A 14981-nucleotide genomic window follows, 5' to 3' on the forward strand; every position below is an offset into this window, starting at 1 on the left:
TTCGGAATGATCGTTGTTTTTTTAATCCTTTGGTGGTTATTAGGTAATCTTGGTCTTTAGGAAAGTGTTTACTTAAAAAATTGCCCTAAACCCACCGTAAATATTACAAACCCATAATAATAATGTTCAAGACAAACATTTAGGAAACTTTTAGTTGAAAAGTAGTTAAAGATAAAAATCCAGGCTGCCAGGAAGGTAGCTACTGGCGCTATCCAATTATCATAAATTAAATGGGTAAGGCCAAAAATGAGTGCATTGGCAAACATCAACAGATACTTTGAAGGAATTAGGTTCTTATACCTCTCGAAAAAATACACTCTGTAAATGAATTCCTGAGGCACTACTGAAGCTATAGGATACAGGAAGAAAGTGATTAAGTATTTCTTCGATTCTTCTACGGGATATTCAAATAACAAATCGGGAAATAACCAGCCGGTAAATAATATTATTAACAGTGTAATGAGAAACATCCGCGGCAGGCTTTTCGTGAAATATTCCTTATCAAAACGGAAGAAAATGACATTATTAAAATTGGTATAGCGTTGAAGTAAAAGAAAGAAAAAAGCAGCAATGAATACCAGGGGAATAATTTTTTTCCACCCCTCCAGGTACATTCCGGTTAAATAAGGTGCCAATCCAAAGAAGACCAGAAGTTCTAAAACTTTAAAAGGAATGGAAAAATATATTCTTTTCATATTCATTCTATAGATACCTTCTTAAAAAACCTATTCTAATATCAAACTTTAAAATTGAACCGATAAATTTAAATTTTTTCAGCTTATCAGGTTTAAACCGGGTCACCTGTTGTTAAATTACTATTTAAGCGTATCTTCTTCTTTCTTCGCGAAATAGATTTTCACTTTGCGCCTACCCCATTCCCTGGCTTTTTCCACATCGATTCCCATATAAATATCTATCTTATTTTTCCAGCGGTAATGCATTTTATCCTTTACAAGAAAAACCCCGTCAAAACCTTCGATTTTAACAGCGGTATTATGATCAAGGCCTCTTTGGATAAGATCCCGGGATACAGCTATCGCTTTTAACCCCGGTTTCAAGGTATCTCCCCAGGCTGTGACGGCAGGATTCCCGGGGCCGGTCTGCCAGCTAAGTGAATTATATGCAGAAGCAGTAACTTTAAGGCTATCCCACACTACTTTAGGCTCAGAAGATTTTTCAGCTTCAAAATTACAACCTGAAATACCTGTAAGCATATAGAGAAACATACAGAAAATTACGGTCGACAATAGACGCATTCCAATCATTATTGCTGAAATTAAAATTTTATGCTGAACGCAGAAATATCTAAGTTATTAGTAAAAATTACCAATCCCTAATTTGTTTTGTCTTAAAACCTGGATTGAAACCGCAAAAATGGATGCTTTAGAAATTGAGCTATTAAAGGTACCTCGGATCACAATTCTGTCTTTATATCTAAAAAACAGTCTGTTGGAATCATTTTTATAATTCCTGATTTCTGAAAACTAATGTTTTGTGATTCTGTTAATCTTTACAAAAGAAAAAGGTATTCCCCGTCGGTTAATTTGGGTTTTATCTTAATAACTGTACCTTTGCAGCTTTAAAAGGCTGAAGATTAGCCTATTTTTAAACTCGAAAAATATTATTATGAGTCAAGTAAAGCAAAATGACACGGTAAAGGTACATTACACCGGAAAACTAACTGACGGACAGGTTTTTGACAGCTCTGTTGAACGTGGGGAGCCAATTGAGTTCACTATGGGTCAGGGACAGTTAATTCCAGGTTTTGAAAAAGGCCTTATCGATATGGAAGTGAATGAGAAAAAGACCATCAATATTCCTAAGGAAGAAGCTTACGGAGAACCAAGAGAAGAGCTTGTTCAGGAGGTGCCAAAATCTCAACTTCCGGAAGAGATCAAACCAGAAGTTGGAATGGGACTGGTATCAAAAAGTCCTGACGGAAATGAAATGAACCTTGTGGTAAAAGAAGTAAAAGACGAATCTATCGTGGTAGACGGAAATCACCCGCTTGCTGGAAAAGATCTTGTTTTTGACCTTGAAGTAGTGGAGATCAAGTAATCATCACACTTTTATATAAAAAACCCCTGAAGTCTAATGATTTCAGGGGTTTTTTATTAATCGTCAACGAGGTCTTTTAGTTCTTCGTAGCTGGCATTTGTTTTAATCTGCAACCCATTGCTAAGGCCCACATGACAGCCGGAGTCTTCCTGGTATGCGATATACATGACTTGCGCCTTATTTAGATAAAACGTATCGTCGTTCAGGTCTTTGATTTCTATAAATTTCATTTTTCAAAAATTTATTCAATTTATGAAATATTCATGAGTTTTACGGTTATGTTAATGTGGGAAAGTTTGTAATTCCTCTATTTCCTTAAAGTTTCCTTAAGGGCCTTAAAGATGGCTTCCTTCAGTTTTTCATTCATCCTTTTTTTCTCGACGAAACTCTGATTCACCTCCAGTTCTATACCTGTATAATTCTCGGGAAATTTCTTTCTCAAATAGGTTGTAAATCCATCAGCCTTTCCCAGGTATGGATAATTAAACCTTATTTTTAAAGAGGAATCTTCTTCTCTTAACTTTGATTTTAAATCTTTACAGAATACTTTCTCCGCCTTACGGGATGAATCATAAAGCAGACCTATATCTGCATTCCGCGTTTCACCGTTTAGAACCGGCGTAAAACTATGTACAGAAAAATGGATCACCTTCTCCCCTTTTTCAATTAGTTTATTAATTCGATTTTCCACTTCAGCCCTGTATGGATTATACCAAGTGGCGATTAATTTATTTTTTTCTACTGAAGAAAGTCCTTTCGTAAATTCTGAAAATAAATGAGGGTGACCAATGGAGCGGTTCACTTCTACCAATAACCTGCTAACATTATGAGCAGCATTAAAATCTCCCAAAACTTTAAGGTGCTCAAATAAGTCTTTAGCCCCTGGATCGTAGCCACGGTGAGAATTCAGTATTTGAACTTCTTCAGTAAAGAGGTGATTAAATTCCTTCGGAATTTCATTAGACGCGTGTTCGCAGGTTATGACTAGCTTCACACTTTAAATAATTGATTGTCAGCCAGGCATTCTCCAAGTTCACTATATACTTTCTTTATCTTTTCTTCTGAAAAATCCCCATCGAGTTTTTTGAGAATCCGGGTTGAAAGGCTTCCGTTCTTTAAAATATATTCAATAGTATGCTGATGTTTCGCTGAAATTTGTGATTGTACCCTCTCGTATAATTTTTCCCAGATCTGCTTAACACTCGTCTCTTCTTTAATTCCGAAGATTGCTAAAAAAGCTTCATTCTGAATTTTAGTTTCTTCAGCATCCCGAATAACCATATTAAAAATTCCCAAGAGATCATCTTCATGCCATTTCTTAAGATCTTCCAGAGCGATCCATTCTCCAGTTATCAACAACTTCAGGCTTTCGATAATTAAAACTGCTATTGCAATATCAGCGGCGGGACATTCCTGGATATCGACCACCCTTATTTCTATAGCATTACGGTCAAAACGGGCTATGGCTCCTCTTGAATTGAGAAAATGATGATCAAGGATATTTTCAATATCGAAGGGTTTTATAGCGGTATTAATGGGTTTAAAGATTCGCTGGTAATAATCGCTTTTGTTGAACACCTGCTCCGGAATAACTTTTCCGGTCATTTGTGGGATCTCTTTCTGATTGGTTTTGTAAACTTCCAGGCGTGAATCCTTAAAACCTGTTGCCTTTCCTTCAAAAATAGGCGAGCTCGCACTCAATCCCGGAATTATCGGCAATAAAACCCTCACGGCTGCGTGTAGTTTTTCAAACTCAGCATCGTTATAAAATGGTAGGTTAATATGCATGCTTTGCACATTGCTCCACCCGTGTCCGCTGCAGTCAAAAATTCGGTTGTATAAGGCGTAGATCTTGCTGTAACTATGTTTCCAAAGTTGAGTTTCGGTTTTAGGGAGCATCAATGGATGCGAGGCCGAAGGTAATAGCAGCGTATCAAATTCTTCCAGCAGGGAATTGATTTCCTGAATATTTTCGGCGAAAAGCAAATCGAGATCTTCCAGATTGGCGGTAGGTCCATTGGTTTTAAGTTCGAGAACATGAGCCACCAGTTCGTTGCTCCATTCAATTTCACCGTTATCAATATCTGCAGATAAAGTTCCGTTTTTCTTTGTGAGTAGTTGGTCTACGATCGGGTTTACTCTCAGGCTTTTCTTTCGTACCAGCATATATTCCAGCTCTATACCAAAAACTTCAAATAGATGATACTTCATAATTATTTTTTTTCAAGACGGCTTTTTAAAGCCCCGAGAATATCTATATAAACCTGGTCGCCATAAAATGCATCTTCCACCCCGAAATCAATATTAGGATTGTCATTTATTTCAATTACCAGAGCTTTTCCATTGATCTCTTTCACGTCAATACCATAAAGGCCCTTCCCCATTATTTTCGCTGACTTCATAGCTACTTCCAATACTTTTTTAGGGATGTCCTCAATTGAAAAACTATCGGCATTTCCATCCTGGTTTTCTTTCTCGGCAGCCTTCCAGTTGTATATTTGCCAGTGATCTTTAGCCATATAATACCTACAGGCATAAAAGGGTTTATCATCCAGAATTCCTATACGCCAATCGAATTCTGAAGGCATAAATTCCTGCGCAATCACCAGATCAGATTTTTTTAACATGGCAGAAACCATTTCCTGATATTCCTCGGGCGTGGTTGCTTTTTTTACCCCGAAGGAAAAAGTAGAATCCGGCGATTTTAAGACAACAGGTAAGCCTGTGGTTTTAAGAACTGAATTTTTATTATCCTTATGTACGACCACCGTTTTTGGTGTAGGAATGCCAGCATTGTCCAAAGCTTCGGCCATAAAAACCTTATTACAGCACTTTAAAATAGCCTCAGGATAATCTATAATGGCGATTTCCTCCTGTTGGGCCTTTCGGGCAAAGGCATAAGCCTCGTTATTGACCTCGGTGCTTTGTCTTATAAATAAAGCATCGAAAGCCGATAAACGGGAAAGATCTTTTGGCACGACAACTTCAACATAGAAGCCCATTTTTTCTCCAATTTCAATGAATTTTTTAATGGCTTTAGCATTACTTGGGGGCGCCGGATCATCCGGGTTAACCAGGATTGCCAGATCATAATCGGCATTAACCGATCGCGGAGTATCATATCGCTTTTTGGCAAAATACTGGGTTGCGAATTCACGCATACTTTCTTTATGTTCTTCGGGAATTTCAGCTTCAGAAATTGCTTTAATATTCTTTACATTCCATTTGGTGGTAAAGTTGAATTTTACTCGTAGAAAGGGTATCTGAAAATGTCGATGAAACATTGTACTCAATTCGCGGTATTTTTGAGCAACGTTTTGACCAAAATATATACTGAGGGTGAATTCCTGGTTTTTTATATTCTTTAAACTTTTTTGAATGAGATCATCAAATTCTTCAGAAACTATTTTCACGAGCTTAGGCTCACGAAGGTCTACCAAATTTGTTACCGTAGGAATCGCAAGATGCCCTCGGGCTTCTGCTAAAAGCGAGACATAATATCCCCTGGATTGATAGGAATAATCTTTGCAAAGGTTAAATATGCGAGCTTTTTTTATCCTGGCGTATTCAGGATTGGTAAGGTAGGCTTGAGCTGAAATTATTTGAATATTTTCAAGTTCTAAATTCCAGGTTTCAGGTTGGTTAACTACTATAAATTTATTCATTTAATACTTTAAATTGTTATCAAATTTAGCTGAAAATCTTATTCCATTTACAAAGAAATCGGCAGGACAGTAAAAATAAATAGGATTGAAAATTACCAAAATTTTTCCTTCTTAAACCAAACCAAGTGCTCCTTCTATGCTTCATTAGAAAAATATTCCTATTTTCAGCAATTATAAATCAACAGCTATCATGAAAATTTTTAAAACCTCTTTTTTATTACTTTTTGGTGCCTTGAGTATGCAGGCACAGGATTATAACCAGGAAACTCTGGATAAGGCCAGGGAAATTCAGGATAAAATAATTACCATAGATACCCACGCCGATATTAACGTTAAGAATTTTACCAATGAATCTAACTACACTATGGATCTTGATACCCAGGTGACCCTTCCGAAAATGGAAGCCGGCGGACTTGATGTAGCATGGTTTATTGTTTACACGGGCCAGGACGAACTTAATGAAGAAGGTTTTGAAGCTGCATATACCAATGCAATGCAAAAATTCATCGCCATCCATAAATTGGTAAATGAACTCGCTCCCAATAAAATTGGTCTTGCCACTAACTCAGAAGAAGTAAGACAAATCTACGCTTCCGGAAAAAAAGTAGCCATGATTGGAATCGAAAACGGATATCCTATTGGGGAAAATATAGAAAATGTAAAGAAATTCTACGATCTGGGCGGGCGGTATATGTCACTTTCTCATAATGGGCATAGCCAGCTTTGTGACTCTAATACTGGAGAGGAAAATGACGAATGGCTCCATAATGGTGTGAGCGATCTGGGAAAAGAAGTTATTGCTGAAATGAACAAATACGGGATGATGATAGACGTTTCGCATCCTTCTAAGGAATCGATAAAACAAATGTTTGAGCTTTCTAAAGCACCACTTATAGCTTCCCATTCTTCTGCCAGAGAACTTTGTGACCATAGCAGAAATTTAGATGATGAGCTTTTGCTGCTTTTTAAAGAACACGGCGGTGTTGTGCAGACGGTTGCCTTTAGTGCATACGTGAATACTGAAAAAAATAATGCTTTTTCTGAGGCTTCGAGAAAGGTCTACGAGAAGAAAGCTCAGGAAATGAATTTCCAGCTTCTGGAACGCGACAGTGTTAGAAAACTTTCTCAGGATGACAGAAATATATATTATTCTGAATTCCAAAAAATAAGAAATGCAGCTCAGCCCGATGTTGAAAAACTTAAAGAAAAAATAGAACCGGTTGGGGTTAGCGATTTTGTAGACCATATAGATTATATGGTAGAACTGATTGGTATTGATCACGTAGGTATCAGCTCAGATTTTGATGGTGGTGGTGGAATTGACGGCTGGATGGATGCTTCAGAAACACTAAATGTAACGGCAGAACTTGTAAAAAGAGGATATACCGAAGAGGAAATAGCAAAACTCTGGGGAGAAAACCTGCTTAGAGTTATGGACGAGGTTGAAGCTGTTGCTGAAGAAATTCAGAGGAGTTAATTTATCAAACCTTCTTACTTATATAAAAATGCGGACCAAACGTCCGCATTTTTTTTGTTTAAAACTTCTACCTCTCCTATTCATTTTCTATTGAAAATCAGCCGAATAGTTAATAATATGTTAATATACTACTGTTTTATGCATAGTACTGTAACAAACCAATAAAACAAAAGTCTATTTGGTAAACAATAAAACTTTTAAACGATGAAAACTTTCAAAACCACCAGAAGAGCATTTTTAAACACAGAGAAAACAAATAGCCGAAGCAGCTGGGATAATCAGAGACGCTATTCAAGTTAGTAATTCAATTCTAAAATAAAATATCATGAAAACTTCAAAGATCAACCGTAGAGAATTTTTAAACACGACGAAGCAAAACAGCAGAAGTAGCTGGGATAAACAAAGACGTTATTTAAGTTAATAGTGCAACCTTTAAAATCAAGTATTATGAAACCTTCAAAAATTAACCGCAGAACATTTTTAAACACAAAGAAACAAAACAGCCGAAGCAGCTGGGATAGCCAAAGACGCTATTTAAGTTAATAATTCAACCATTTAATTTTATAGATTATGAAAACCCTGGAGAATATAATGATGGAAATTGGACAACGCAAGGCAGGGTTCTTAAAACGCAGGAAGCATTTCCGCGAAATTAAAAACAACCATTTTGCATCAGCCTGGAAACATCACAAAATTTTAGTAATAGAACCATAAACAACAAGTCTTATGAACTTTGCCCAAAAGTAGCCGGCACAATTAAATTTGTGGCCGGCTTTTTTATATCCCCAGATAAAAACTTAAAGTTGGCATAAATAGTGAAATACTTATTTTAAGTCTTCGTTAATTTGTTGCAGTTAATTTAACCTATGTCATTGTTATTAAAGATTAAAAAATCCCCAAAGCTAAAACTGGGTTTAATTATAATTGGAAGTTTATTCGCGCTGGGGATCCTTTTTTTTGCGAGCATTTATTTTGGAGCCTGGGGCAAATTGCCTTCTTCAAAAGAATTAAGCGAATTACAACAAAGCCGTGCTACCCAGGTACTTTCCTCGGAAGGGGAATTAATAGGTAAATTTTTTATTCACGACAGGCAACCTGTAAAATACGAAGATTTTCCACAGCATCTTTTGGACGCCCTTATCGCAACCGAAGATATTCGGTATTATGATCATAACGGGATTGACTCCAGGAGTCTCCTAAGGGTATTTTTTAAATCAATTTTACTTCAGGACGATTCAGCTGGAGGTGGGAGCACTATAACACTTCAGCTTGCAAAAAATATATACGGAAGAAAAGATTATGGAATCCTGGGAATTGTAGTGAATAAGTTTCAAGAAGTGGTAATAGCCAATAGGCTGGAACGCCTTTACGACAAAGAAGAAATTCTTAGTCTCTATTTCAACACTGTGCCCTTTAGCGATAACACTTTTGGAATAGAAAGTGCCGCGATGAAATTCTTCGGAAAACCCACTTCAGAATTAAATCTTGAAGAAGCGGCAGTTTTAGTTGGGATGCTAAAAGCCTCCCACTATTATAATCCGCGCATCTTTCCTGAACGCAGCAAGCTAAGGCGGAATGTAGTGCTCTCTCAAATGGAGAAATATGATTTTATTTCTGAAGAAAAAGAAAAGAAAGCCCAGGATGCAGACCTGGTCCTAAATTATAAAAATTACGGCCATGACAAAGGTTTGGCCCCCTATTTTAGAGAACAGGTTAGAAAAGATGTAAGCAAGGTTCTGGATACCCTAAAAAATAAAGACGGAAAGAAATATAATATTTACAGAGATGGTCTAATTGTGCACACCACCCTTAATTACAGGATGCAAGAGCTAGCTGAAGAAGCTATGAAAGAACATATGGCGGCTTTGCAGGAGCAACATGAGAAATCCTACGGTGAAGCACCACCATGGAAAAGGAATCCGAAAATACTTGAAGATGCCATTAAAAGCTCTAAACCATATAAAAGCCTGGAAAAGGAAGGTTTATCTGAAGAAGAAATAATGGCTGAGCTTGATAAAACCCAGCCCATGGAACTTTTTAATTATTCAGGGACGGTTACTAAAACTGCTAGTGTTAAAGACAGTATAGCGCATTATTTGAAATTTCTAAATTCAGGAATGCTGGCAGTAGAACCCGGCACCGGAGCCGTTCAGGCTTGGGTGGGCGGTATTGATTACAGGTATTTCCAGTACGATCATGTTTCTCAGAGTAAGCGCCAGGTTGGTTCTACTTTTAAACCCATAGTTTATTCTGCGGCTATTGAAAACGGGATTGAACCCTGCACCTATTTTTCTGCCCGTGAGGTTACCTATGCCAAAGGTTGGCGGCCTGCTAATTCTGCCAGCGATAATGACGATCCGCATATGAATTATAATATGAAGGAGGCCCTAAGCAAGTCAATGAATACTATCGCGGTGAAGGTGCTTATGGAAGCAGGGATAGGTAAGGTCATTCACCAGGCCAGGAAAATGGGAATCGAGTCTGAAATTCCGGCCGTACCATCAATTGCATTGGGCACGGCATCTTTGGGCCTTGACGAACTCACTACGGCCTTCACACCTTTTGCTAATGGCGGAAAATACAGCAAGCCATTTTTGATCACAAAAATAGAAGACGGCAACGGCAATCTCTTGGCTGAATTTCAACCTAAAAACGGAACCTCCCCTGCCCTTTCTGAAACAAACAGACAGATAATGGTAGAGATGATGAAAGCTACGGTTAATGAAGGTACGGCATACCGTCTTAGAAGCACTTACGGATTGAGAAATGACATTGCGGGTAAAACCGGAACAACTCAAAATAATAAAGACGGATGGTTTGTAGGAATGACACCTAACCTTGTAAGCGTAACCTGGGTGGGTAGCGATGATCATCGAATTGGTTTCCGGAATACGGCTATTGGCCAGGGCGCAAATTCTGCTTTACCAATCTTTGGTAAACTGATGCAAAAAATGAATGCTGAACCTCAGTTTAATAAAATCACCCAGGCGAGATTCCCGGTTTCCCCTGAAGTAATTGAAATGCTGGATTGTGAACCAGAAAAACGTGACGGTTTCTTTAAACGGCTTTTTGGTAAAAATGATCAGAACCAGGAGACTGGTGAACGCACAGAAAAACCTGAAGAAAAAAAGGAGAAAAAAGGTTTTTTTAAAAGATTATTTGGAGGTAAGAAAAATAATTAAAGGTTTAAAGCGCCGGAACTCTTTAAACCTTTAATTACCAATTTCAATTTAAATTAAGCGGGAATATCATCTGTTTTTTCTCTTTCCCAGAACCGGCTCTTTTTGATAGACTCTATAAAATCTTTGGACAATTGAATGAAATTTTCCTTTTCATTAGAAAGAACTCCAAGTTCTGGTAAGTTCTGATCTTTTATCTTTTTCCAGAAAAAAGTTTCCGTCAAAATTGAATCTTCTGGTTTCGAATCGGCAGCAATGGGTTTACAATGTTTAAAGGCCTCGTTAAGGAAAAATACGGCTTCCGGCATGTCCCTCAGTTTATTTATGGCCTTCTCTCCTGCCGGCAGATAAATCGCATCATATAAAACCGACGCAGTAGTGATATAACTGTTATCAATTTTCACTTCTTTATCTCCTGAAAGTTTCAATGTTCCTGAATGTGGCGCAATAATATCTACTTTTGCCCCTTCATCTTCCAGAGTCTTTTTCATGGCCATCACTGATTTTTCATCAGAACCTTCGGCGCAAAGGAAAGCCACTTTTTTGCTTTTTACGAATTCCACCAGATTCTTCTGCATGCTTAATGCTTTAGATGATTTGGTTTGCTGTTCCACAAAAGTAGATTCATATTTATCTCCGGCATCTGCTGGCACCCCTTTATTCATTGGTTTTTCCGGTTCTCTCGGGAAATCCACTCCAAGGTTCTTTGCAACTCTTTCAGCCAAATTCTTATCTACCTGGGTTAACAAACCTACCAGGCGTTCCCTAATTTCAACAGTTTTAACCTTTCCTAATTCGAAACTGAAAGCATCAATAATATGTTTTTTCTCTATTGGTGTCTGGCTGTCGTAAAACATTTTTACCTGGCTGAAATGATCGGAAAAGCTTTTACTTCTGGTTCTGATCTTATTCCCATCAACCCTTTCAGTATGGGATACAAAGCCCCCTTCAGACATTTTCGCCTGAAATGGACATCCTCCTTCCAAAGAATTGGGATCGTAGCTGGTTCGGCCTTTATTGATCTCCTGCCGCATATGCCCGTCCCGCTGATTATTATGGGTGGGAGCCAGTGGCCTGTTAATAGGTATTTCGTGAAAATTAGGTCCTCCCAAGCGCTTCAACTGGGTATCCAAATAGGAAAATAATCTTCCCTGTAATAAGGGATCATTAGTGAAGTCAATACCCGGTACCACGTGGCCCGGGTGGAAAGCAACCTGTTCAGTTTCAGCAAAGAAATTATCGGGATTTCGGTTTAGTACCATTTTCCCGATTATTTTCACAGGAACTTCTTCTTCCGGTACGAGCTTTGTTGGATCCAGCAGGTCGAAAGAAAATTTATGTTCATCCTCTTCGGGTATTAGTTGCACTCCTAATTCAAATTCAGGATAATTTCCGTCTTCTATGGCCGTCCAGAGATCTTTTCGGTGGAAATCGGGATTATAACCTGATATCTTCTGGGCTTCATCCCATACCACCCCATGCACCCCAAGAACCGGTTTCCAGTGGAATTTGACGAAAGTAGCTTTTCCTTCTTTATTGATAAATCTAAAAGTATGCACCCCAAAACCTTCCATCATTCGGAAACTGCGAGGGATAGCCCTATCAGACATTGCCCAGATCACAGTATGCAGTGACTCCGGCATGAGAGAAACAAAATCCCAAAAGGTATCATGAGCAGCAGATGCCTGGGGGATTTCATTATTAGGTTCGGGTTTAATAGAATGTACCAGATCGGGGAATTTCATGGCATCCTGAATAAAAAATACAGGCATATTATTCCCTACCAAGTCGTAGTTCCCTTCATCGGTATAAAATTTTGTAGCGAAGCCCCGAACGTCACGTGCAAGATCGGTAGAGCCTTTAAAACCTACTACAGTAGAGAAACGTACAAATACGGGAGTCTTTTTTGAGGGATCCTGTAGAAATCCGGCTTTGGTGTATTTTTCCATAGATTCATACACCTGGAAATAACCATGTGCCCCGGACCCTCTGGGATGGACAATTCTTTCAGGGATTCTTTCATGATCAAAATGGGTCATTTTTTCCCTGAAAATAAAGTCTTCCAACAAAGAAGGTCCCCTTTCTCCTGCACTTAGAGTGTTTTGATTATCGTTAATCCTCACCCCTTGATTAGTGGTTAAAAACTGATCTGTCCCGTCTTCCTTATTGAATTCCAGGTCCTTCTGCTTTTTATCTTGCTCAGGAGTTTTTTTCTTTTCTTCTTTCATGATTGTATATTTTAGATGGTTTCCCTAAATTTCATAAATTAAGTGTAGATTAGGAATTTGAGCCTGTTAAATAAATCCTATAATTGAAACTGAATATCAACGGGTTAAAATAATTTTTCCAACTTGTTATTCAGCTAAAATGAAGAAAATGGAAGTAGATAAAACTCAGAAATTAGGAAAGATAGATTATAAGGTAACTCGCTGGATGTACAAATACGGCAAACCCTTGCTTAGGATTTCCATCGCTGTTGTTTTTATCTGGTTTGGGGGCCTAAAAATAGTTTTAGACAGCCCTGCCCAGGAACTAATCGCCGCTACGGTCTTCTGGTTCGATCCTGAAATATTCATTCCCGTTCTTGGAATTTGGGAAGTATTAATAGGCTTGCTAATGCTTTTCCGAAAGACCTTAAGAATCGCCGTGATTTTATTGTTTCTTCAGATACCGGGAACCTTCCTGCCTTTGATAATTTTACCGGAAATAAGTTTTGAAAAATTCCCTTTTGTACTCACAACCGAAGGCCAATACATCATTAAAAATCTGGTGATAATTGCCGCGGCAATTGTGGCCGGAGGTTCAGTTCGGGAAAGAGAATTCGTAGAGCAAGACCTAAAATCGGTTGATGCTGAAGATGATTAAATAAAAAGCCGGAAAGAATGTTCTTTCCGGCTCAGTCTATTTTTTACCTTTTTTAAAACTCCTGGTTAATAGCCAATCTAAGTTTACGGGAGTAATCTTCTTCCAGCCAGTCCCTGTAGTTCTGAGTGCTTTTACTAATACAATAGGAATATTGTTTGATCCTTGATGAAATATCATCCTTGAGCTCCTTTATCAACAGCCTGGCGTCAAATACATCTTCACTATTCTCAACACACATTTTTACATGTTGCTCCATAGACCATTCTAACACGGCCTTAGATCTTAAGCCTTCTTTTATTACTCTATCATAGGCAGCTTCAATATCAAAATCTACTTTTTCGGTTTTAGCAAATTTCTCTCTGATCTCCGGAGGCATCTCATATTTGAATTCCCTTTCAATCTCTTCATCGCTAAGCAGATTTTCGAAATAGAAATCAGGAGCTCTGAATATTTGTCGCCAATCCACCGGGGCACTCCATTCCCCAAAGCGGGAAAGATTGTTCCCCAGGTCTAATACCGAAAACTCAGATTTTCCCGGTAAAATCCTGGAACCTCTGCCTATCATCTGGAAATAAAGAGTAAGCGATTTAGTAGCCCGGTTCAGAATAATAGTTTCTACGGTGGGTTCATCAAAACCTGTGGTTAAAATACTTACTGAAGTGACAATGGCACCCGGGGTATGTTTGAACCATTTTAGAATATCTTTCCGGTCCTGCTTTCCTGTGGTATTATCCAGGTGCCGTATAGGCAAGCCGGCGTTTTTAAAAGTTTCGTAAACCTCAATAGAAGTGTTGATACCGTTATTGAAAATAAGAGTTTTTTTACCTCTGGATTTGTCGTAATAAGCATTCAGGAGTTTTTCCTGCATACTATAGTTTGTATAAAGCTCTTCGGAAGATTTGACAGTATAGTCTCCGTTCATCCCTACCTTCAGGCTTGTTAATCCTACATTGTAGCTATAAGTGTTGGCCTTAGCAAGAAATCCTTTATCTATTAACGAAGCAATGGAGTCTCCCACGATGAGCTCGCGATAATTATCCTTCATGGGTAATTTGATGTTTGAACTCAAAGGAGTTGCGGTAACCCCAAGGATAAAACATCTTTCAAAAAATTTAAAAAGTTTTCGGAAGGAATTATAATGAGCTTCATCGATAATTACCATTCCGATATCATCCATTTCCAGCTTTTCATCATTCAGACGATTATTCAGAGTTTCTACCATAGCCACAAAGCACATATAATCTTCCTGATCTGGTAGTTCTTTGACTTTGCTGTTAATTATTTTGTTACGAACACCGAAATCTGTAAGCATGGTAGAAGTTTGCTTACAAAGTTCAATCCTGTGTGTAAGAATTAAAACCTTTTTTTGTGTACGTTGAATATACTCCCGGACCATTTGGGAAAAAATAACGGTCTTACCTCCACCTGTAGGCAACTGATACAGCAAATTGTAGTGCTCAGGGTGCTTATCGATCACCTTGAAGATCTTATCTATATCTTCCTGCTGATAATCATACAATTGCTTATCTACTTTCTTGTCTTCTATTCCAAATGTTTCAACCTCCATAGTATCTTTTAAAAACTCCAATTTTGCAAAAATAGCTGATTTCTTAAGTTTAGGAAAATATTTATGTAGGAAATACGAAATTGATTTTTTACTTTTTTTTAAATTTATAGAATTAATCTTCGTTCACTACAAATCGAAAGTTCCTCATTCCCCCCTTGTTTTTCTGTATT

At 38.0% G+C, this 14981-nt stretch carries 12 protein-coding genes; 4 read left to right on the top strand and 8 right to left on the bottom strand.

What is annotated here, in order from left to right; all coding sequences use genetic code 11:
• Window positions 1-68: 68 nt before the first annotated feature.
• Together ACESK1_RS00650 and ACESK1_RS00655 are read right to left on the bottom strand one after the other, a co-directional pair.
• Window positions 69-695 (bottom strand): type II CAAX prenyl endopeptidase Rce1 family protein, encoded by a 627-nt coding sequence (locus ACESK1_RS00650; RefSeq protein WP_372916866.1) that lies wholly within the window; start codon window positions 693-695, stop codon window positions 69-71.
• Window positions 696-815: 120 nt separating this feature from the next.
• Window positions 816-1256: a 3D domain-containing protein gene (locus ACESK1_RS00655; RefSeq protein ID WP_372916868.1), complete on the bottom strand. Its 441-nt coding sequence runs from the start codon at window positions 1254-1256 to the stop codon at window positions 816-818.
• A 370-nt stretch (window positions 1257-1626) separates the two neighbouring features.
• Here ACESK1_RS00655 and ACESK1_RS00660 point away from each other — a divergent pair, with 370 nt between their 5' ends.
• Window positions 1627-2058, top strand: coding sequence for a peptidylprolyl isomerase (locus ACESK1_RS00660; protein WP_372916870.1), 432 nt, complete (start codon window positions 1627-1629; stop codon window positions 2056-2058).
• A 56-nt stretch (window positions 2059-2114) separates the two neighbouring features.
• Here the strand turns inward: ACESK1_RS00660 and ACESK1_RS00665 are convergent, their stop codons facing one another.
• From ACESK1_RS00665 to ACESK1_RS00680, 4 genes are all read right to left on the bottom strand, one after another.
• Complete coding sequence (locus ACESK1_RS00665) at window positions 2115-2288, bottom strand: hypothetical protein (protein WP_372916873.1); 174 nt, start codon at window positions 2286-2288, stop codon at window positions 2115-2117.
• A 77-nt stretch (window positions 2289-2365) separates the two neighbouring features.
• Entirely contained in the window at window positions 2366-3052 is a 687-nt protein-coding gene (locus ACESK1_RS00670; protein WP_372916875.1) for an N-formylglutamate amidohydrolase, read from the bottom strand.
• Window positions 3049-4269 (bottom strand): glutamate-cysteine ligase family protein, encoded by a 1221-nt coding sequence (locus ACESK1_RS00675; RefSeq protein WP_372916877.1) that lies wholly within the window; start codon window positions 4267-4269, stop codon window positions 3049-3051. The genes ACESK1_RS00670 and ACESK1_RS00675 overlap by 4 nt, the downstream gene beginning before the upstream one ends.
• A 2-nt stretch (window positions 4270-4271) precedes the next feature.
• Window positions 4272-5723, bottom strand: a complete 1452-nt coding sequence (locus ACESK1_RS00680; RefSeq protein ID WP_372916878.1) for a RimK family protein — start codon at window positions 5721-5723, stop codon at window positions 4272-4274.
• Between the two features lie 190 nt (window positions 5724-5913).
• On the opposite strand from ACESK1_RS00680, the gene ACESK1_RS00685 reads away from it, so the two are divergent.
• On the top strand, window positions 5914-7200 hold the full coding sequence (locus ACESK1_RS00685; RefSeq protein WP_372916880.1) for a dipeptidase: 1287 nt from the start codon (window positions 5914-5916) through the stop codon (window positions 7198-7200).
• An 866-nt stretch (window positions 7201-8066) separates the two neighbouring features.
• Window positions 8067-10382 (top strand): penicillin-binding protein 1A, encoded by a 2316-nt coding sequence (locus ACESK1_RS00690; protein ID WP_372916882.1) that lies wholly within the window; start codon window positions 8067-8069, stop codon window positions 10380-10382.
• A gap of 53 nt (window positions 10383-10435) precedes the next feature.
• On the opposite strand, the gene ACESK1_RS00695 is transcribed toward ACESK1_RS00690, so the two are convergent.
• Complete coding sequence (locus tag ACESK1_RS00695; RefSeq protein WP_372916884.1) at window positions 10436-12607, bottom strand: catalase; 2172 nt, start codon at window positions 12605-12607, stop codon at window positions 10436-10438.
• Window positions 12608-12755: 148 nt separating this feature from the next.
• Here ACESK1_RS00695 and ACESK1_RS00700 point away from each other — a divergent pair, with 148 nt between their 5' ends.
• Window positions 12756-13244, top strand: a complete 489-nt coding sequence (locus ACESK1_RS00700; RefSeq protein ID WP_372916886.1) for a hypothetical protein — start codon at window positions 12756-12758, stop codon at window positions 13242-13244.
• Between the two features lie 52 nt (window positions 13245-13296).
• Here the strand turns inward: ACESK1_RS00700 and ACESK1_RS00705 are convergent, their stop codons facing one another.
• Window positions 13297-14811 (bottom strand): DEAD/DEAH box helicase, encoded by a 1515-nt coding sequence (locus ACESK1_RS00705; protein WP_372916888.1) that lies wholly within the window; start codon window positions 14809-14811, stop codon window positions 13297-13299.
• Window positions 14812-14981 lie beyond the last annotated feature (170 nt).

Source organism: Salegentibacter sp. (assembly GCF_041642575.1).
In the GTDB taxonomy this organism is placed as follows: Bacteria; Bacteroidota; Bacteroidia; order Flavobacteriales; family Flavobacteriaceae; genus Salegentibacter.

Excerpts from the sequence above, each read along its gene's own strand:
- ACESK1_RS00650 (WP_372916866.1), bottom strand. The coding sequence starts at position 695 with ATGAAAAGAATATATTTTTCCATTCCTTTTAAAGTTTTAGAACTTCTG.
- ACESK1_RS00655 (WP_372916868.1), bottom strand. The coding sequence starts at position 1,256 with ATGCGTCTATTGTCGACCGTAATTTTCTGTATGTTTCTCTATATGCTT.
- ACESK1_RS00660 (WP_372916870.1), top strand. The coding sequence starts at position 1,627 with ATGAGTCAAGTAAAGCAAAATGACACGGTAAAGGTACATTACACCGGA.
- ACESK1_RS00665 (WP_372916873.1), bottom strand. The coding sequence starts at position 2,288 with ATGAAATTTATAGAAATCAAAGACCTGAACGACGATACGTTTTATCTA.
- ACESK1_RS00675 (WP_372916877.1), bottom strand. The coding sequence starts at position 4,269 with ATGAAGTATCATCTATTTGAAGTTTTTGGTATAGAGCTGGAATATATG.
- ACESK1_RS00680 (WP_372916878.1), bottom strand. The coding sequence starts at position 5,723 with ATGAATAAATTTATAGTAGTTAACCAACCTGAAACCTGGAATTTAGAA.
- ACESK1_RS00685 (WP_372916880.1), top strand. The coding sequence starts at position 5,914 with ATGAAAATTTTTAAAACCTCTTTTTTATTACTTTTTGGTGCCTTGAGT.
- ACESK1_RS00690 (WP_372916882.1), top strand. The coding sequence starts at position 8,067 with ATGTCATTGTTATTAAAGATTAAAAAATCCCCAAAGCTAAAACTGGGT.
- ACESK1_RS00695 (WP_372916884.1), bottom strand. The coding sequence starts at position 12,607 with ATGAAAGAAGAAAAGAAAAAAACTCCTGAGCAAGATAAAAAGCAGAAG.
- ACESK1_RS00700 (WP_372916886.1), top strand. The coding sequence starts at position 12,756 with ATGGAAGTAGATAAAACTCAGAAATTAGGAAAGATAGATTATAAGGTA.
- ACESK1_RS00705 (WP_372916888.1), bottom strand. The coding sequence starts at position 14,811 with ATGGAGGTTGAAACATTTGGAATAGAAGACAAGAAAGTAGATAAGCAA.